This is a genomic window from Azoarcus sp. TTM-91 (assembly GCF_012911025.1).
GTDB lineage: Bacteria > Pseudomonadota > Gammaproteobacteria > Burkholderiales > Rhodocyclaceae > Azoarcus.
The window spans coordinates 46,957-65,034 of the sequence record NZ_WUEI01000006.1; the positions used below are offsets into that span (position 1 = coordinate 46,957).

The window sequence follows — 18,078 nt, forward strand, 5'->3', positions numbered from 1 at the left end:
GAAGCCGAGATGGCGGAGGTGCGCGCATGAGCGCCCATGACGTCATCGTCGTCGGCAGCGGCATCAACTCGCTGGTGTGCGCCGGCGTGCTGGCCAAGCGCGGCAAGAAGGTGCTGGTGCTGGAGCGGGAGGCCGTGCTGGGCGGCTGCATCCGCAGCGAAGCGCTGACCGCCCCCGGCTATCTGCACGACACCCTGTCCGCCGCGCATCCGCTGTTCGTGACCTCGCCCGGCTATGCCGAGCTGAAGGACGGGCTGCACGCCAACGGCCTGGACTACTGCAACAACGACACGCCCACCGGCGTACTGCTGCCGGACGGCCGCTCGCTGATCCTGCGCCGCGACCGCGCCGCCAACATCGCGGCGATGAACGCGCTGGCCAGCGGCGACGGCGACAGCTACGCCGAGGCGATGGCCTTCATCGAGCAGAACGCGCCCTTCATCTTCGCCATGCTGGGCAGTGAGCTGTGGAGCAAGGACATCGCCAAGACGGTGGCGGGGCGGGTGTGGAAGCAGGGCGCGCACGAAACCCTGGCCTTCTTCGGCCCGGCGATGCAGAGCGGCCGTGCCTGGCTGGAAGCGCGCTTCAAATCGGAGCTGGTGCATGCGCTGCTGGCGCCGTGGATCCTGCACACCGGGCTGGGGCCGGAGAGCGCCATGTCGGCGCTGATGGCGCAGGTCATCGCCTTCTCCATCGAGGCGGTGGGCGTGCCGCTGGTGAAGGGCGGCAACGCGCGCACGGTGGACGCCTTTCGCGCCATCATCGAGGCTGGCGGCGGCCGTCTCGAAACCGGTGCCGACGTCGCCGAAGTGCTGGTGCAGAACGGCCGCGCCCGCGGCGTGCGCACCAGCGACGGCCGCATCTTCGAGGCCGCGCAGGTGGTGTGCAACGTCACCCCCACCCAGCTCTACGGCCGCCTGCTGGCGCCGGCGCACGCCCCGGAGCCGCTGCGCCGGCAGGCGGCGGAATACCGCTACGGCAAAGGCAACATGCAGATCCACCTCGCCCTGTCCGAGCCGCCGCAGTGGGCCGACCCGGCGCTGCGCGAGATCATCTACCTGCACCTCACCGCCGGCCTGGACGGCGTGTCGCGCGCGGTGAACGAAGCCGAACGCGGCCTGCTGCCGGCCGAAGGCACCATCTGCGTCTCCCAGCCCACCGCGCTGGACCCCTCGCGGGCGCCCGCCGGCGGCTGGGTGATGTGGATACAGCTGCCCGAATGCCCGCGCGAAATCCGCGGCGACGCCGCCGGCGAAATCGCCGCGCCGGCCGACGGCCGCTGGACGGAGGAAGTGCGCGAGCGCTACGCCGACCGCATCCTCGCCCGCATCGCCAGGCACGTGCCCAACCTCATGAGCAGCATCGTCGGCCGCAAGGTGATCTCGCCGGGCGACCTGGCGAGCATGAACATCAACCTGGTCGGCGGCGACCCCTACTCCGGCGAATGCTCGCTGAGCCAGTACCTGTTCTGGCGCCCGCTCGCCGGGGCGAAGAACCACGCCACGCCGGTGAAGGGCCTGTACCACATCGGCGCCTCCACCCATCCGGGGCCGGGGCTGGGCGGGGTGTCGGGCTTCCATGTGGCCAACGCGCTGGCGTAAGGCGCTGAAGCTCCAGCCGGCTGCACGGCTGGGGCGGGTCTGGATCAGCGGAATGGACTCTGGGCAGGCGCAGGCTACAATCGGTATTCACATATTCGTTAACGGATACGGTAATGAGCCTGCGCAGCCATGATGTCGTGCCGATCAGCGAGGCCCGCGCCCGCCTGACCGAGCTGGCGGAGGAAGTGGTAGGAGGGGGTGCGGAAAAGGTGCTGACCAAGAACGGGGCGAGCTTCGTTGCCCTGGTCGACGCACGTAAGCTGGATTACTACCACGCGCTGGAGGCGGAGCATGCCGGGCTGGTGCTGCTGGACGAAGCCGAGGCCGGCTTGCGGCAGTTGCTCGCTGGCGAGCGGGTTTCCGCGGATGCGCTGCTGCGGGCGCTGGGGCCGGACGAAGCGTGAGCCTGCCGCGGCGGGCACGGGTAGAGGCCGCGCCGAACTTCCTCACCAACCTGGAGGCGGTTCGTCAGTTACTGTTGGTGCAGGATGCGGCGACGGCGGCAACGCAGTTCGCTGCGATGCGTGCGCAGTTGCGGGAAATGCTGGCGGTGCTCGCCTGGGCACCGGCTGGCGGGCGGCCGGCGCGTTTCCTCGCCGGGCGTTCGGTTCAGGCCCGATTGCGCAGCGAGCGGGTGCAGGCCATGGCGGCTGAGCTGGGTTTGCCGGGGCTGCGTGAATATGTGTTCGGGCGCCATGTGGTGCTGTACGCACACTCGGCGGATGAGGTGGTGCTACTGGCGATCAAACATCAGCGGCAGCTGAATTATCTGCTGCCGTGAGGTGCAGCTTGGCCGGTGGATGGAAAACGGGCGCCGATGTGGCGCCCGTTTCTTTTCGATTACGGCCTGCAGCTTTGCTTCAGCTTTCCGGCAACAGCTTGCCGAACCACTCCCGCGGCGACCGCCCCTGGTCCGGGCCGAGGATGGAGAAGCCGCCGTCCACCGGGATGTCGATGCCGGTGATCCACGACGCATCCGAACTCGCGGCGAAGGCGATGGCGCGGCCGATTTCCTCGCCGCGGCCGACGCGGCCCAGCGGGTGGAAGTGGGCGCCGACGGCGTCGGCCTTGGCGATGTCGCCGCCGCTCATGCTTTCCACCGAGGGCGACCAGGTCCAGGCTGGCGATACCGACACCACCCGGATGCCCAGCGGCGCAAGGCTGACGGCGAAGTTCTTGGTGATCTGGATGATGGCGGCCTTGGAGGCGGGATATACGGCGCGGCCATCCGCGCCGAACTTGCCGCCGGTACTGCCGAGGTTGATGACCACGCTGCCGGGCCGCATCACCGCCGCGGCCTGCTGGGTGAAGATGGCGCCGGACACCAGGTTCACGTTCAGCGTCGCCAGCCATTCGGCGCGGGAGGAGGCCAGGCCGCGGTCGTTGTAGCTGCAGGCGTTGTTCACCAGCAGGTCCAGCCGGCCGCAGTCGTCCATCACCGTGCGGATGCAGCGTTCGATGGCGGCATCGTCGGTGATGTCGGCTTCCAGGTAGCGGGCGCTGCCGCCGACGGCTGCGACTCCACTCTCGACGATGCTGGCGGCGACCGCCTCGCCGGCTTCGCGGCCGCGGCCAACGAGGTACACGGTGGCGCCCGCGCTGGCCAGCACGCGGGCGATGTCGGCGCCCAGGCCCTGGGTGGCGCCGGTGACGATGGCGACCTTGCCGGCCAGTCTCGTGGTTTCGGTGCTCATGCGGATTTTCCTTGCGGGCTCAGCGCGGCGAGGATGCCATCCACATCGCCGACCTCGGCGATCAGCTTCATGCTGGCGAGCGCGTTGTCATGGGCGGCGCCGGCGGCGGCGCAGGCATCGGCGGCCACGGTGACTTCGAAGCCGCGGTCGGCGGCGTCGCGCACCGTGCTTTCCACCACCGAGTGGGTGGCGATGCCGCCTATCACCAACTGGGTGGCGCCGAGCAGGCGCAGCAGCGATTCCAGCTCGGTGCCGTAGAAGGCGCTGATGCGGTTGTGCTTGAAGGCGAACTCGCGTGGGCTGTCTTGCAGCGGCGCGAGCTCGGCGAAGAATTCGGAACCCCAGTGGCCGTCGCGCACGGCGCCGATCTCCGCCGTCTTGCGGAAGATGGGGGTGTTGCGGGCGAGGTCCGCATAGTCCGGGCGAAATGCCATGCGCACATGGATGACGGGCCACCCGCGTTCGCGGGCGCCCGCCAGCAGCCGCCCGGCGGCGGCGATGAGGCGGGCGCGCGCCGGGTCGTCCTCGGAGAGGCCCACACGGATGCGGCCCTCGGGGTGCAGCTGGTCGTTCTGGTAGTGCAGGGCGAGGACAACCGGCGCTGGGCTCATTTAGATGAACACCTCGAGGTTGGCGAACACGTCGTCGCAGTTCACCAGGTTCACCCGCTTGAGCACGATCTTCCAGCCGCCGTCCTCGGTGGCCGCCAGCTTGTGGAACACCGCGCCGGCGAGTTGGCGCTGGTCGATGCGCCATTCGGTGAGCTGCAGCGTGGAGCGCACAATGAGGTGACCTGCGGCGTCCAGGCCCTCGATGGTGATGTTGCCGACGAGGTGGGCGCTGCGGGTGAGCGGCTGCTGCGACCAGTTGCGGGCGTTCTCGACGCGGCGCACGCGCACTTCGCGCAGCATCTTGTCTTCCCAGAACAGCGAGATCTGCTCGAAGGGGTTGGCTTGGTCGTGGAAGCGGGGCACCCAGTAGCGGCCGTCTTCGGTCCACAGCGCCAGCCATTCTGCGAACTTGCGTTCGTCCAGCAGGCGGGCTTCGCGGAACAGGAACTGCTCGACGCCGCGGATGGCTTCCAGCGACAGGGTGGCGCCGGCAACCGGCGTGGTGGAGACGTCGAAACTACGATCAAGCAGCTGCACGGTCGGCCTCCTTCTTGTCAGCCTGGGTGGGGGTCTTGGCGGGGTTCAGCATGTACTGCTTCCAGGCGGCGAACTGGTTGCGCATCGGCAGTTCGCTGGTGCCGTTGGTGGACACCATGCCGTCCGGCGTTTCCTTGTCGGTGCCGAGGTAGCGGTGCAGGCTGACCCAGTCGCCGCCGCGGGTCTGGTTGCCTTCCTGGCAGCGCTTGTAGACCTCGACGTCGTCCGGCATGACGTTGGAGGAGGGCGAGTTGATCAGGTTGGCGTAGGTCAGTGCGCGGTCGAACACCGCGTCCGGCGCGCCCTTCAGGCGGAAGGTCTGGATCTCGATCATGGTGCGGTCCACGCTCACCGGGCGGATCACGCGGAACTGCTGGAACACCGTGTGCGGCGAGCCGCTGCCGTAGATGATGGTGTTGTGGCGGTTCATGCCCAGGATCTGGCGCGCCTTCTCTTCGCCGTAGGCTTCGGTGAGCACGGCGAAGTGCTCGCGCGAGACCGGATCGCGGGTGGCGGCGGCCGGGTCGAAGATGGCTTCCATGTAGCCGTGGCCGTTGTGGTAGGCGCGCAGCTCCAGCTTCTCCCAGAACTCGTAGGGCTCGCCGTTGCCGTCCATGATCAGCAGCTCGAAGGGCATCTCGCCGATTTCCTTGGCTTCCTCGCGCGCGGCGACGAAGGAGGACTCATGGGTGACGCGGGCGTGCATGGTGTCGTGCAGGTTCTCGTAGAACACCTTCCAGTTCGATTTCTGCATGACGCGGAAGGTGCCGCCGGCCACTTCCACCTCGCCCACCGGCGAGCGCTCGCACAGGTTGTCGATGGAGGAGGCGACGCCGCCGAGGAAGGTGAGCAGGTCCGGGCCTTCGGCCGATTGGCTGGCGAAGACGAAGCCGCGGTAGCTGTCGACGCGGGCCACCGCCTTCATCGAGAAGTCGGGGTTGGCGGGGTCGTAGCAGGTGCCTTCCAGGCCGTTCTTCAGCGGCAGCGAGAGGTGGGAGCCGTCCAGCTTGAAGGTCCAGGCGTGGTAGGGGCAGCGGAAGAACTTGCCGGTACAGCCGTCGCCATCGGGCACGACCTTGGCGCCCTTGTGCGGGCAGCGGTTGTACACCACGTGCACCTTGCCGTCGGCGGCGCGGACCATGATGACGTCCTGATCGCCGATGCGGGTGGTGTGGTAGTCGCCGGTCTTCTTGACCTGGCTTTCGTGGCCGACGTAGATCCAGGCCTGACCGTAGATGCGTTCCATCTCCAGGGCAAAGATCTCGGGGTCGGTGTACACGTGCTTATGCACGCTGTCTTCGCGCACCATGGCGGCGAGCGCTTCGGTGGTCAGACTCATGGCTGCTCTCCTGATGACAAGGTTGTTGGTTAAAGCTCGAGCACCAGCCGCTCGGACCGGGCACGGGAAACACAGGTACAAAAGCCGCCTTCCTTGCGCTCGCGCTCGGACAGGCAGATGTCGCGGTGGTCAGCCTCGCCGTCCAGCACCTTGGCGACGCAGATGCCGCATTCGCCGCGGCGGCAGTCGAACATCGGGTCGAGTCCGGCTTCCTCCATCACGTCCATCACCGTCTTGCCCACCGGCACTTCCAGGGTGACGCCGCTGGTGCTGAGTTCCACGGTGAAGGGGCGGTCGCCGGCTTCATCCAGCGCGCCGGTGAAGAGTTCGCAGTGCAGGTTGGCTTCCGCCCAGCCGAGCTGGCGGCCGGTGTCCAGCACCGCGGCGATGAAGCCCTTGGGGCCGCAGACGTAAAGGTGGCGGCCGGCGGCGGGGGCGCCGATGACTTCGGCCAGCGGCATGCCCTTGGCGGGATCGCCACCGTCGAACCAGCAGCGCGCGTGCTCCAGCGCCTCGACCTCGGCGCAGTAGGCGGCGCGGTCGCGGTCGCGGGCGGCGTAGTGCATGGCGTAGCGCTTGCCGGCGGCGGACAGCGCCCGCGCCATACAGAGAATGGGGGTGATGCCGATGCCGCCGGCGAACAGCAGGTGTTCCTCGGCGGCCTCTTCCAGCGGGAAGAGGTTCTTCGGTGGCGACACTTCCACCACTGCGCCCACGTTCAGGCTGTGTACCCAGCGTGAGCCGCCCGTGCCTTCGGCTTCCAGCTGCACCGCGATTTCCAGCGCATCGCTGCCGCTCGCCGGGGTGACCAGCGAGTAGGCGCGGCGCAGCGGGCGCTCGCCCGGCACATGCAGTTCGATATGGGCGCCAGCGGTGTAGTCCGGCGCCGGCGTGCCGTCGGTGGTGCGCAGGATGAGCCTGCGGATCAGCGGGGTGAGCGTGTCGATCTGATCGACGCGCAGGGAAAGCGGGGTCATGAACAAAGCTCCGTGAAATGCCGCCGGCTGTGCCAGCGAGGAAAAATTTATTCGTCCCGGCGGTAGGGGAATAGCCGCGATTGGCAGCACTTGTCCGCTTATTGCACCGCGGCGGTGCGGGCCGCCGGGCGGCTGGCTTGTGCAGCGGCCGAAATCGGCTACTGGCGGCGTGGTGAACGAGGGGCGCCCGCGCGGCGTGGCGCCAGACGGCGCATGGATTTGCCGCTTGCGGGCGAGGGTGGCGTCAGTGACCGGATGCGGCTGGTGTGCGCTGCAGCGCTGATTTGGTGCTTGCCTGATTCGGACAAAGCCATTTTTGCGGCTTGCCTATTCCGGATAGTCCCTGCCGGGAAATTCCCCAAGAATCGTTTTCAGGCTGGCGGGATAGCAATCCCCCCGACGCCGGGCTCGCCCGGCAAAGAGGCCGCGCAGCGGGCCGCTCCCAACGGAGAGATCAACTTGAAAGCAGAAGCATCGATTGCGGAGAACCGCCGCGGCAGCCTTGCGCCGGCCTCTTCCTGTAGCCGCTGTTTCCGCATGCGGACAGCCTGACGGCGGGCGCGGCGGAGAACGGTATGGACAGCATTTTCATTATCGAGCAGTTGATCAACGGCATCGGCTACGGCCTGATGCTGTTCCTGCTCGCGGCGGGCCTGACCCTGGTGTTCGGGGTCATGGATACGATGAACCTGGCGCACGGCACCCTCTTCATGTTCGGTGCCTACATTGCCGCCACCGTGCATGAGGCCAGCCACTCCTTCGTGGCGGCGGTGCTGTGCGGCGTGGTGGTCACCATGCTGATCGGCGCGCTGCTGGAGGTGACGCTGATGCGCCGCCTCTACAAGCGCAACCACCTCAACCAGGTGGTGGCCACCTTCGGCGTGATCCTGCTCGCCGATGACTTCGTCAAGTGGATGTGGGGCGCCTCGCCCATCATGGCCTCCACCCCGGCCGCGCTGGCTGGCCCGGTGCAGCTGCTGCCGGATCTGCCCTATCCCTCCTACCGCCTGCTGATCCTGGTGGCGGGCGTGGTGGCGGCGCTGGCGCTGTACTTCGTGGTGAACCACACCCGGCTGGGCATGCTGGTGCGCGCCGGCGCTTCGGACCGGCCGATGGCCGAGCTGATGGGCGTGCGGGTGCAGTCGGTATTCACCCTGGTGTTCGTGATCGGCGCCGCGCTGGCCGGCGTGGCCGGAGCTTTGATGGGGCCGCTGACTTCGGTGCAGATCGGCATGGGCGAGGGCATTCTGATTCCGGCGCTGGTGGTGATCGTGATCGGCGGCATCGGCTCGGTGCGCGGCTCCTTCGTCGCCGCCATGCTGGTTGGCGTGGTGGATACCGCCGGCCGCGCCTTCGTGCCGCCGCTGCTGCGCGAGGTGATGGCGCCGGCGCTGGCCGCCGACGTCGGCCCCGCGCTGGCCGGCATCGCCATGTATGTGTTGATGGCAGTGGTTCTTTGCTTCAAGCCGGGCGGCCTGTTCCCGGCCAGGGGATGAGCATGACGACGACAGAGAAGAATCCCATGGCCGTCGCCGGACCGGCGCTGGTGCTGCTGGGCCTGGCGGTGTTCCCGGCGGTGGCGCCGCACTTCGGCCTGGACTACTACACCGGCTTCGTGATGCGCATGCTGATCGTGATGCTGATCGCGACCAGCCTGAACTACCTGATGGGCTACGGCGGCATGGTGGCGCTGGGCCATGCCGGCTTCGTCGGCGTCGGCGCCTATGCGCTGGTGGCAATGACCGAGGCCGGCATCACCAACGCCTGGGCGCTGTGGGGCGGGGCGATGCTGGCGGCGGCGGTGGCTGCGCTGCTGATCGGCGCGGTGTCGCTGCGCACCAAGGGGGTGTATTTCATCATGATCACCCTGGCTTTCGCCCAGATGCTCTATTACCTGGCGGTGTCGCTGCGGGTGTATGGCGGCGACGACGGCTACAACCTGTACTCCCGGCCGGTGCTGGGCTTCGGACTGGATGCGGCGGACGATGCCACGCTGTACTGGGTGGTGCTGGCGGTGTGCGCGGCCTGCTTCCTGTTCTTCCACCGCAGCGTGGGTTCGCGCTTCGGCCAGGCGCTGGTCGGCATCCGCGACAACGAGTCGCGCATGATGGCGCTGGGCTATCCGGTATTCCTGCTCAAGCTCCAGGCCTTCGTCATCGCCGCGGCGGTGGCCGGGCTGGGCGGCGCGCTGATGGTGACGCAGAACAGCTTCATCAGCCCGAGCAGCATGCACTGGTCGCAGTCGGCGGTGCTCATCGTCATCGTCGTGCTCGGCGGGCTGGGGCATCGCTGGGGCGGCGTCATCGGCGCCGCGGTGTGGGTGTCGCTGGAAGAGACCCTGCGCATGAGCACCGAGTACTGGCACTGGCCGCTGGGCGCGCTGCTGATCGCCATCATCCTGTTCGCGCCGGAAGGGCTGGGCACCTTGTTCCACCGTTCGCCGGCGGGCAAGGGCGAAGGCCGCGGCGGCATCTTCTACCTGCTGCGGAGGTCGGCATGACGCTGTTTTCCACTCGTGGCCTGGTCAAGCAGTTCGGCAGCCTGCGCGCTACCGACAATGTGTCCATCGACGTCGCGCCCAATGAGGTGCACGCGCTGATCGGCCCCAACGGCGCCGGCAAGAGCACGCTGGTGAACCTCATCTCCGGCATGCTGCCGGCCGATGGCGGCAGCATCGTGCTGGATGGCGTCGATCTCACCGGCATGCCGCCGCACAAGCGGGTGCGGGCGGGGCTGTCGCGCTGCTTCCAGGTCACCAATCTGTTCAAGAAGGCCACCGTGCTCAGCAACCTGATGCTGGCGGTGCAGTCGCATCGCGGCAGCAGCTTCCTGCCGCTGGGGCGGCGGGATGGCGAGACGGCGCTGGCCGAGCGCGCGGTGGAACTGGCCGGCCGTGTCGGCCTGGGCGGCGAGCTGGACCGCATCGCCGGCAGCCTGCCGCACGGCGCGCAGCGCCAGCTGGACGTGGCGCTGGCGCTGGCGGCCGATCCCAAGCTGCTGCTGCTGGACGAGCCGATGGCCGGCATGGGGCCGGATGAATCCGCGCGCATGGTGGAGCTGATCCAGCTCCTGCGCCGCGACATGGCCATCCTGCTGATCGAGCACGACATGGACGCGGTGTTCAAGCTGGCCGACCGCATCTCGGTGCTGGTGTACGGCAAGGTGCTGGCCAGCGGCAATGCCGAGCAGATCAAGTCTCATCCGGAAGTGCAGGCGGTGTATCTCGGTTCGGAGGTGGAGGCATGAAGCACGAAGCCCTTCTTTCCTGTTCCGGCCTGCAGGCCGGCTACGGTGGCAGCCAGGTGCTGTTCGGGCTGGATTTCGAGATCCAGCCGGGCGAGGTCGTCGGCCTGCTGGGCCGCAACGGCATGGGCAAGAGCACCACGATCAAGAGCATCGTCGGCCTGCTCGCGCCCAGCCGTGGCGACATCCGCTTCCTCGGCAAGCCCATCGGCGGCCAGCGGCCGGATGCCATCGCCCGCATGGGCGTGGCCATCGTGCCGGAAGGCCGCCACTGCTTCCCCAACCTCACGGTGCGGGAACACCTGGTGGCCTTCGCCGACAACCGCAACGACCTGCGCGACGGCTGGACGCTGGAGCGCATCTACGCCCTCTTTCCGCGCCTGAAGGAGCGCGCAGAGAACCTCGGCAACCAGCTCTCCGGCGGCGAGCAGCAGATGCTGGCCATAGGCCGGGCGCTGTCGACCAACCCCCGGCTGCTGATCCTGGACGAGGCCACCGAAGGCCTGGCGCCGGTGATCCGCGACGAGATCTGGCGCTGCCTGGCGCTGCTCAAGGAGCAGGGGCAAACCACGCTGGTGGTGGACAAGTATGTGGATCGGCTGGTGCAGCTGGCCGACCGCCACCTCATCGTCGAGCGCGGCCGCATCGTGTGGTCGGGTTCGTCTGCAGAACTGGCTGCGGACCGCAGCCTGTGGCACCGCTACATGGGCGTATGAACACGCGCCCGGCTTTGGTGGCAGGGACGGCGCGATCCACGAGACGCGCTGCCATGCCGTTCTTCATCCGCCGTTCCGCATCCCAAACCCCCCACGGAGATTCACGATGAAAGGCACGCTTACCCGTACCGCCGCCGCCTTGCTGGCGCTTGGCCTGACCTGCGCCCCGGCGCTGGCGGCCGACGAGATCAAGATCGGCTTCCTCACCACCCTGTCCGGCCCCGGGGCCTCCCTTGGCTCCGACGTGCGCGACGGCTTCAAGCTGGCGTTGACCCATTCCGGCGACAAGCTGGGTGGCCTGCCGGTGAAGCTGGACGTGGTCGATGACCAGCAGAACCCGCAGACCGGCCGCCAGACGGTGGAGCGCTTCCTCAAGCGCGACAAGGTGGACCTGGTGACCGGCGTGGTCTTCTCCAACGTGCTGCTGCCGGTGCTGCCGGGCATCCTGCAGGCCAATGTGCCCTACCTGTCGGTGAACACTGGTCCGCGCGATTACGCCGGGGAAAAGTGTGACCCCAACTTCTTCGCCGTGGCCTGGCAGAACGAAGACATTCCGGCGGCCATGGGCAAGTTCGCCACCGACAAGGGTTACAAGCGCGTCGCCATGATCGCACCCAACTACCCCGGCGGCCGCGAGTCCCTGGATGGCTTCAAGCGCCTCTACAAGGGCGAGATCGTCGAAGAGATCTACACCAAGCTCGGCCAGCTGGACTATGCCGCCGAGCTGGCGACCATCCGCGTCGCCAAGCCGGATGCGGTGTTTTTCTTCCTGCCGGGCGGCATGGGCGTGAACTTCATCAAGCAGTTCGACGGCGCCGGCCTCAACAAGCAGATGGCGCTGCTCGCCCCCGGCTTCTCGGCAGACGAAGACACCATCAAGGCGGTGGGTGAGTCCATCGTCGGCCTGTACAACTCCTCCCAGTGGGCGGCCGACCTGGACAACCCGGCGAACAAGCGCTTCGTCGCCGACTTCGTGAAGACCTACGGCCGCACGCCGACCATGTATGCCGCCCAGGCCTATGACACCGCCCTGCTGATCGACAGCGCGGTGAAGAAGGTCGGCGGCAAGATCGAAGACCATGCGGCCTTCCAGAAGGCGCTGAAGGCGGCGGACTTCCAGTCGGTACGCGGCAAGTTCAGCTTCAACAACAACCAGTACCCCATCCACGATCTGTACATGCGTGAGGTCTACAAGACCGCGGACGGCAAGATCACCAACAAGACGGTGGGCACTGTGGTGCAGGGCTACAAGGACCCCTTCGCCGGCGAGTGCAAGATGGGCGGCTGATCCCTGCAGGGAGATGGCGCGGCCGCACTGCCGCGCCGGTGTTTTTCGCAAGATGGGCGCGGTGGCCGCAAGGCTCCGCGTCCTTCGTCCTTCTTACAGCAGGGCTTCGGCGGAAACGATGACGCCGTCCTCGTCCGCGTACAGGTAGTGGCCGGGCACGAAGGTGACGCCACCGAAGGTGACAGGTATGTCGACCTCGCCGACTTTGCGCTTGATGGACTTGCGCGGGTGGGTGCCGAGGGCGAAGACGCCCAGGTCCATGCCGCCCAGCATCTTGGAATCGCGGATGCAGCCATACACCACCACACCGGCCCAGCCGTTCTTCACGCCCAGTTCGCCAAGCTGGTCGCCGACCAGGGCGCAGCGCTGGGAGCCGCCGCCATCGATCACCAGCACGCGGCCGTTGCCGGGCGAGGCGAGGGCGGTGCGGACGAGGGCGTTATCCTCGAACAGCTTGAGGGTGGAAATGGGGCCGCAGAAGGCGCTGCGGCCGCCGAAGCTGCGGAACATGGGGGCGACGACGCTGACCTTGTCTTCGTTGGCGTCGCACAGATCTGCGGTCTGAATGGCGAGGGACATGCTGGCTCCGTGATGAGGCGGGGACAAACCGGAAGCGGCTCCGGACCCGGCGGCGCCGGGGCGTCCGCATCATAACGGATGCTGCGGGAGCTTCGTGCGGCCTGCCGGCCGTCCGTTGTAGGACAGCCGACAGGGCCGAACGCGACAAGTCGCGCGCAGGACTCAGACCGGACCGCGCGCCTCGCGCACCGCGTCGGTCTTGGTGGCCACCACTTCGTCCCAGCCCACCGTCGGGTACTTGGGCGCGTAGTCGCCAAAAGCGGCAGCCACGGTCAGCACCTTGTCGGCGGCGGACTGGCCCTTGAAGTCGCCCTTTTCCAGCTTCAGCTCGTCGATCAGCTCATTCCACACCATGCCGTCCTGCAGCGGGATCAGCGTGGCGGAGCTACCGTTGAACTCGGTGAACAGCGGCTTCGCGACGTTCACCACGAAGAACAGCAGCTTGCTGCTGGGGGTGAGATCGGCACCGTACTTTTGGAAGAAGAGCGGCACTTCATCGATGTCGTTCAGCATGCCGCCGGCCATGATGACCTTGTCGCCATCGGACAGCAGCACCGCGCCACGCATCACTACCGTGGGCGGCTTGCGGCGGCCCGCAGCGTCACCAACCTCGCCTTCGACCAGGACAAGCTCGCCCCGGTAGGCGGCCTTGCCAGCCTCGCTGGTGGCTTCCTTGAAGTTCATGTTGAACAGCAGCCCTTGTTGCTCATAGCGGTCGAACAGCATCTGACACTCCTGCTTGGTTTGGGTTAAGAAATACCAAGCGTTCCTGCAATAACCGCGCCAGGGGAAAGGGAATGGGCCGGGCAGGGGAGGTGATGGGAAAGAATAGGGCACAAAAAAACACAGCCCCGGAGGGGGGCTGTGTCGTTCGCTGTGCCAGAACTTCGACGCGGGATCAGGCAGTGACCGCCTCGGTCTCGTCGAATACCAGCTTGACCTTCTGCTCGTCGTCCAGATCGATGGTGACCCTGCCGCCATTGACCAGCCGGCCGAACAGCAGCTCGTCCGCTAGTGCCGACCGGATGGTGTCCTGGATCAGGCGGGCCATCGGCCGGGCGCCCATCAAAGGGTCGAAGCCTCGCTCTGCCAGCCAAGTCTTCAGCTCCTCGGAGAAGTGGGCCTCGACCTTCTTCTCGTGAAGCTGGGCCTCCAACTGCATCAGGAACTTGTCCACCACCCGCAGGATGACCTCGTTGTCCAGCGCCTTGAACGGGATGATGGCATCCAGCCGGTTGCGGAACTCCGGCGAGAACATCCGCTTGATCTCCGACATCTCGTCGCCGACCTCGCGCTTGGCGGAGAAGCCGATCACCGACTTCTGCATCACGTCCGCACCGGCATTGGTGGTCATGATCACGATCACGTTGCGGAAATCCGCCTGCCGGCCGTTGTTGTCGGTCAGTGTGCCGTGGTCCATGACCTGCAGCAGGATGTTGTAGATGTCCGGATGCGCCTTCTCGATCTCGTCCAGCAGCAGCACGCAGTGCGGCTTCTTGGTGATCTGCTCGGTCAGCAGGCCGCCCTGGTCGAAACCGACGTAGCCCGGAGGCGCGCCGATCAACCGGCTCACCGCGTGGCGCTCCATGTATTCCGACATGTCGAAGCGCACCAACTCGATGCCCAGCGTATAGGCAAGCTGGCGGGCCACTTCCGTCTTGCCAACCCCGGTGGGGCCGGAGAACAGGAAGGAGCCGATCGGCTTCTGCGGGTTGCCCAGGCCGGAGCGAGACATCTTGATCGCCTTGGCGAGCGCATCGATGGCGTTGTTCTGGCCGAACACCACGTTCTTCAGGTCGCGGTCCAGCGTCTTCAGCGCGGCCTTGTCGTCGTTGGACACGGTGCGCGGCGGGATGCGGGCGATCTTGGCGACGATCTCCTCGATCTCGTTCTTGCCGATGGTCTTCTTCTGCTTGGACTTCGGCAGGATGCGCTGGGCCGCGCCCGCCTCGTCGATCACATCGATGGCCTTGTCGGGAAGATGACGATCGTTGATGTACTTGGCCGACAACTCCGCAGCGCTGGACAGCGCCGAACTGGAGTACTTGACGCCATGGTGCTCCTCGAAGCGGCTCTTCAACCCCTTCAGGATTTCCACCGTCTCATTCACCGAGGGCTCGACCACGTCGACCTTCTGGAAACGCCGCGACAGCGCGTGATCCTTCTCGAAGATCTGGCGGAACTCGGTATAGGTCGTCGCACCGATGCACTTCAACTGGCCGGAGGACAGCGCCGGCTTCAGGAGGTTGGAGGCATCCAGCGTACCGCCGGAGGCGGCGCCAGCACCGATCAGCGTATGGATCTCGTCGATGAACAGGATGGCATCCTGGTTCTCGACCAGTTGCTTCAGCACCGCCTTGAGACGTTGCTCGAAGTCGCCGCGATATTTGGTGCCAGCCAGCAGGGCGCCCATGTCCAGGGAGTAGACCTGCGCATTTTCCAGGATCTCCGGCACGCGGCCTTCGACGATGCGGCGGGCCAGGCCTTCCGCGATCGCCGTCTTGCCGACGCCGGCCTCGCCGACCAGCAGCGGGTTGTTCTTGCGCCGACGGCACAAGGTCTGGATGACGCGCTCGACTTCCTTCTCGCGGCCGATCAGCGGATCGATCTTGCCCACCAGCGCTTGCTGGTTGAGGTTCTGGGTGTAGTTCTCCAGCGCCCCCCCCGGGGCCTTCTCTTCATGCTCCTGCTCGCCCTGCTCGGACTCGCTGCGTCCGGAAGGCGTGCCCGCACCGTGCTGGGGCGTCTTGGCGATGCCGTGAGAGATGAAATTCACCACGTCGAGGCGGGAGATGTTCTGGCGCTGCAGGAAATAGACCGCGTGCGAATCCTTCTCGCCGAAGATCGCGACCAGCACATTGGCGCCGGTCACTTCCTTCTTGCCCGAGGACTGCACATGGAGGATCGCGCGTTGGATTACACGTTGGAAGCCAAGGGTCGGCTGGGTATCGATTTCCTCGCTACCCTCGACCTTCGGCGTGTGCTCGTTGATGAAGTTGGTCAACTCGCGCCGCAGTTCGTCCAGGTTGGCTGCGCAGGCGCGCAGAACCTCGGCGGCGGAAGGATTGTCGAGCAGGGCGAGCAGCAGATGCTCCACGGTAATGAACTCGTGGCGCTTCTGCCGAGCCTCCACGAAGGCCATATGCAGACTGACTTCAAGCTCTTGCGCGATCATTCAGTTTTCCTCCATCACGCATGCCAGCGGATGCTGGTGCTGGCGGGCATAGGAGACGACCTGTTCAACCTTGGTCGAGGCGATGTCCCGGGGGAAGACACCGCACACCCCCATGCCCTCTCTGTGGACTTGGAGCATGACCCGCGTGGCACGTTCGCGGTCCATGCCGAAATATTTCTGGAGGACGACGATCACGAAATCCATGGGTGTGAAGTCATCGTTCAACAGAAGCACCTTGTACATCGGCGGCGGACGGGTGCGCGTCCGTTGCGCTTCCAACACGAAATCGTCTTGTTTATGCGTGGCCATGCGGACCATTCTAATCAAGTCGAAGCAGAGTGCAACACGCCGCCACGGGACCTATTTGGGGGTATTCCGGCAATTTGCAACACCCCTGAATGCGGTGCCGCAGCGAGGTTCTGCCGCTCTTTTCAAAGCCAGAAACGTGCCATCAAAACGGCGTGAATCCAGCCGCCGTATTGGTGCAGCGCAGAATTATGAGACTGGAAAGAAATCGTTGACGGTGTGCTGACAAGTGCGTAAAAGCTAGCCGGTGCATCGTTCAAGACGTAATGCGCTGGTTCTGTTTGTTGTGGCCGTCCCTTCGGTCCGAATCGGCAGTGCTGGTTGCGCTTGACTTGACATGAAGCATCGGCCGGGAGGGACCCGGTCTTGTACCAAGTAACTTTAAGGATTAGGGCAATATGGCAACTGGCACTGTTAAGTGGTTCAATGATTCCAAGGGTTTCGGCTTCATTACCCCTGACGATGGCAGCGAAGACCTGTTCGCGCACTTCTCGGCCATCAACATGAGTGGCTTCAAGACCCTGAAGGAAGGCGAGAAGGTTTCCTTCGAGGTCACGCAGGGGCCCAAGGGCAAGCAGGCTTCCAACATCCAGAAGGCCTGACCGTCTCGGCGGGGCCGTCGCCTACAGGCAACGGTCTGCCAGAAAAAGAAGAAGGCCGCCGGGGAACCGGCGGCCTTCTTCTTTTTCTGGAGTGCGTACGGCGTATGCCGTAGGTGCTGCTGGGCGGGCAGTGCCCGCCGGGTGCGGCTTACTTCAGCTTGACTTCCTTGTACGGCACGTGCTTGCGCGCAACCGGGTCGTACTTGTTGAACTCGAGCTTACCCGGGGTGGTGCGCTTGTTCTTCGAGGTCGTGTAGAAATGACCGGTGCCGGCGGTGGATTCCAGCTTGATCTTTTCGCGGATGCCTTTGGCCATGGCTTTCTCCGTTCTGTTCGGTACGGCGGGGCGGGCCCGCGGTTACAGCTTCTCGCCGCGGGCGCGAAGCTCGGCAACGACGACGTCGATGCCCTTCTTGTCGATGGTGCGCAGACCCGCATTGGAAACGCGCAGGCGGATCCAGCGGTTTTCGCTCTCGCTCCAGAACCGGCGGTTTTGCAGGTTGGGCAGGAAACGGCGCTTGGTTTTGTTGTTGGCGTGGGAAACGTGATTTCCCACCATCGGTGCTTTACCGGTCACTTGGCAGACGCGAGCCATACGATGCTCCAGGGGAATTCGGATTGCGAAAAGCGTTCGAATATACCGTAGGTCATCAGGGAAAGGCAAGTCCTCGAACGACATGCCTCATGTCCGGCGCCTGTTTTCCGCACCTGAACTCAGTTGCGCAGCAGCCCGTGCTCGGCAAAAGAGTAGGGGCGGCCGTGGGCCGGGATAATGAAATGGTCCAGGACCCGCACATCCACCAGGCCAAGCGCCTCGGTGAGTGTGCGGGTGAGTACCTGGTCGGCGGTGCTGGGTTCGGCGGAGCCCGAGGGGTGGTTGTGGGCGAGAATGACTGAGGCGGCGTTGCGCGACAGGGCTAGCTTCACCACCTCACGCGGATAGACGCTGGTCTGGGTGAGCGTTCCCCGGAATAGATCCACCGCCTCGATCAATGTGTGACGGGCGTCCAGCAGGAGCACGCAGAAGGTTTCGTGAGGGAGGTGGCCCAGCCGCAGCTGCAGCCACTCGCGCACGGCGGAGGGCGAATCGAAGATGTCCCGCTCGCTGAGGCGTTCGTTGAGGGCGCGGCGGGCCAGTTCCATGACCGCCTGCAGTTGGGCATACTTCGCCAGCCCCATGCCGGGGATGGCGGAGAACTCCTCGGCGCCTGCTGCGCAGAGGCGCGTAAGCGTGCCGAAATGGGCGATGAGGTCGCGGGCCAGGTCCACCGCGCTGCGGCCTTTCACTCCGACGCGCAGGAAGAGCGCGAGCAGCTCCGCATCCGAGAGGGCATCTGAGCCGCGGCTGAGCAGCTTTTCCCGCGGTCTTTCCGCTTCGGGCCAGTCCGTGATCGCCATCGACTTATCCTG

Annotated in this window: 21 protein-coding genes; 9 read left to right on the forward strand and 12 right to left on the reverse strand. The window is 66.0% G+C overall.

Translation table 11 applies throughout. The features are described 5' to 3' along the window. The first annotated feature begins 26 nt into the window (after nt 1-26). The 3 genes from GRF61_RS03335 to GRF61_RS03345 all read left to right on the forward strand — a co-directional run bounded on the left by GRF61_RS03335 (nt 27) and on the right by GRF61_RS03345 (nt 2,382). Complete coding sequence (locus GRF61_RS03335; RefSeq protein WP_169149300.1) at nt 27-1,601, forward strand: NAD(P)/FAD-dependent oxidoreductase; 1,575 nt, start codon at nt 27-29, stop codon at nt 1,599-1,601. Nucleotides 1,602-1,714: 113 nt separating this feature from the next. Further along, the gene (locus GRF61_RS03340) at nt 1,715-2,005 is read left to right on the forward strand and encodes a type II toxin-antitoxin system Phd/YefM family antitoxin (RefSeq protein WP_169149301.1); all 291 of its coding nucleotides are present in this window, start codon (nt 1,715-1,717) and stop codon (nt 2,003-2,005) included. Further along, nucleotides 2,002-2,382, forward strand: a complete 381-nt coding sequence (locus tag GRF61_RS03345) for a type II toxin-antitoxin system RelE/ParE family toxin (RefSeq protein ID WP_169149302.1) — start codon at nt 2,002-2,004, stop codon at nt 2,380-2,382. The genes GRF61_RS03340 and GRF61_RS03345 overlap by 4 nt, the downstream gene beginning before the upstream one ends. A gap of 79 nt (nt 2,383-2,461) precedes the next feature. Here the strand turns inward: GRF61_RS03345 and GRF61_RS03350 are convergent, their stop codons facing one another. The 5 genes from GRF61_RS03350 to GRF61_RS03370 are packed head-to-tail and all read right to left on the reverse strand — an operon-like array spanning nt 2,462 to nt 6,759. Then, a complete protein-coding gene (locus GRF61_RS03350; RefSeq protein ID WP_169149303.1) occupies nt 2,462-3,295 on the reverse strand; it encodes an SDR family oxidoreductase in 834 nt (277 codons plus the stop codon). Then, on the reverse strand, nt 3,292-3,906 hold the full coding sequence (locus GRF61_RS03355) for a cysteine hydrolase (RefSeq protein ID WP_169149304.1): 615 nt from the start codon (nt 3,904-3,906) through the stop codon (nt 3,292-3,294). Before GRF61_RS03355 ends, GRF61_RS03350 begins: the two co-directional genes overlap by 4 nt. Beyond that, a complete protein-coding gene (locus GRF61_RS03360; protein ID WP_169149305.1) occupies nt 3,907-4,443 on the reverse strand; it encodes an aromatic-ring-hydroxylating dioxygenase subunit beta in 537 nt (178 codons plus the stop codon). Next, complete coding sequence (locus tag GRF61_RS03365) at nt 4,430-5,782, reverse strand: aromatic ring-hydroxylating dioxygenase subunit alpha (RefSeq protein ID WP_169149306.1); 1,353 nt, start codon at nt 5,780-5,782, stop codon at nt 4,430-4,432. Before GRF61_RS03365 ends, GRF61_RS03360 begins: the two co-directional genes overlap by 14 nt. A gap of 29 nt (nt 5,783-5,811) precedes the next feature. Then, on the reverse strand, nt 5,812-6,759 hold the full coding sequence (locus tag GRF61_RS03370) for a PDR/VanB family oxidoreductase (RefSeq protein ID WP_169149307.1): 948 nt from the start codon (nt 6,757-6,759) through the stop codon (nt 5,812-5,814). Nucleotides 6,760-7,334: 575 nt separating this feature from the next. Here GRF61_RS03370 and GRF61_RS03375 point away from each other — a divergent pair. From GRF61_RS03375 to GRF61_RS03395, 5 genes are all read left to right on the forward strand, one after another. Continuing rightward, the gene (locus GRF61_RS03375; RefSeq protein WP_169149308.1) at nt 7,335-8,255 is read left to right on the forward strand and encodes a branched-chain amino acid ABC transporter permease; all 921 of its coding nucleotides are present in this window, start codon (nt 7,335-7,337) and stop codon (nt 8,253-8,255) included. 2 nt (nt 8,256-8,257) lie between these two features. Further along, a complete protein-coding gene (locus GRF61_RS03380; RefSeq protein WP_282447112.1) occupies nt 8,258-9,259 on the forward strand; it encodes a branched-chain amino acid ABC transporter permease in 1,002 nt (333 codons plus the stop codon). Continuing rightward, nucleotides 9,256-10,005 (forward strand): ABC transporter ATP-binding protein, encoded by a 750-nt coding sequence (locus GRF61_RS03385; protein ID WP_169149310.1) that lies wholly within the window; start codon nt 9,256-9,258, stop codon nt 10,003-10,005. Before GRF61_RS03380 ends, GRF61_RS03385 begins: the two co-directional genes overlap by 4 nt. Next, the gene (locus GRF61_RS03390) at nt 10,002-10,718 is read left to right on the forward strand and encodes an ABC transporter ATP-binding protein (RefSeq protein ID WP_169149311.1); all 717 of its coding nucleotides are present in this window, start codon (nt 10,002-10,004) and stop codon (nt 10,716-10,718) included. The genes GRF61_RS03385 and GRF61_RS03390 overlap by 4 nt, the downstream gene beginning before the upstream one ends. A 106-nt stretch (nt 10,719-10,824) precedes the next feature. Further along, nucleotides 10,825-12,006, forward strand: a complete 1,182-nt coding sequence (locus tag GRF61_RS03395; protein ID WP_169149312.1) for an ABC transporter substrate-binding protein — start codon at nt 10,825-10,827, stop codon at nt 12,004-12,006. A gap of 93 nt (nt 12,007-12,099) precedes the next feature. Here the strand turns inward: GRF61_RS03395 and rraA are convergent, their stop codons facing one another. The 4 genes from rraA to clpS form a co-directional block, all read right to left on the reverse strand. Beyond that, nucleotides 12,100-12,585, reverse strand: a complete 486-nt coding sequence (gene rraA, locus GRF61_RS03400; RefSeq protein WP_169149313.1) for a ribonuclease E activity regulator RraA — start codon at nt 12,583-12,585, stop codon at nt 12,100-12,102. A 162-nt stretch (nt 12,586-12,747) separates the two neighbouring features. After that, a complete protein-coding gene (locus GRF61_RS03405) occupies nt 12,748-13,311 on the reverse strand; it encodes a hypothetical protein (RefSeq protein ID WP_169149314.1) in 564 nt (187 codons plus the stop codon). 172 nt (nt 13,312-13,483) lie between these two features. After that, nucleotides 13,484-15,760: an ATP-dependent Clp protease ATP-binding subunit ClpA gene (gene clpA / locus GRF61_RS03410; protein WP_169149315.1), complete on the reverse strand. Its 2,277-nt coding sequence runs from the start codon at nt 15,758-15,760 to the stop codon at nt 13,484-13,486. After that, nucleotides 15,761-16,069 carry an ATP-dependent Clp protease adapter ClpS gene (gene clpS / locus GRF61_RS03415; RefSeq protein ID WP_133591977.1) on the reverse strand — a complete coding sequence of 103 codons (309 nt, stop codon included), beginning with the start codon at nt 16,067-16,069 and terminating at the stop codon, nt 15,761-15,763. Nucleotides 16,070-16,464: 395 nt separating this feature from the next. Between clpS and GRF61_RS03420 the strand changes: the two genes are divergently transcribed. Further along, complete coding sequence (locus tag GRF61_RS03420; RefSeq protein ID WP_107493706.1) at nt 16,465-16,668, forward strand: cold-shock protein; 204 nt, start codon at nt 16,465-16,467, stop codon at nt 16,666-16,668. A gap of 148 nt (nt 16,669-16,816) precedes the next feature. Here the strand turns inward: GRF61_RS03420 and rpmG are convergent, their stop codons facing one another. From rpmG to radC, 3 genes are all read right to left on the reverse strand, one after another. Next, nucleotides 16,817-16,984 (reverse strand): 50S ribosomal protein L33, encoded by a 168-nt coding sequence (rpmG, locus tag GRF61_RS03425; protein WP_004335521.1) that lies wholly within the window; start codon nt 16,982-16,984, stop codon nt 16,817-16,819. A 42-nt stretch (nt 16,985-17,026) separates the two neighbouring features. Then, complete coding sequence (gene rpmB, locus GRF61_RS03430; protein ID WP_133591978.1) at nt 17,027-17,263, reverse strand: 50S ribosomal protein L28; 237 nt, start codon at nt 17,261-17,263, stop codon at nt 17,027-17,029. Nucleotides 17,264-17,382: 119 nt separating this feature from the next. Then, nucleotides 17,383-18,066, reverse strand: a complete 684-nt coding sequence (gene radC, locus GRF61_RS03435) for a DNA repair protein RadC (protein WP_169149316.1) — start codon at nt 18,064-18,066, stop codon at nt 17,383-17,385. Nucleotides 18,067-18,078 lie beyond the last annotated feature (12 nt).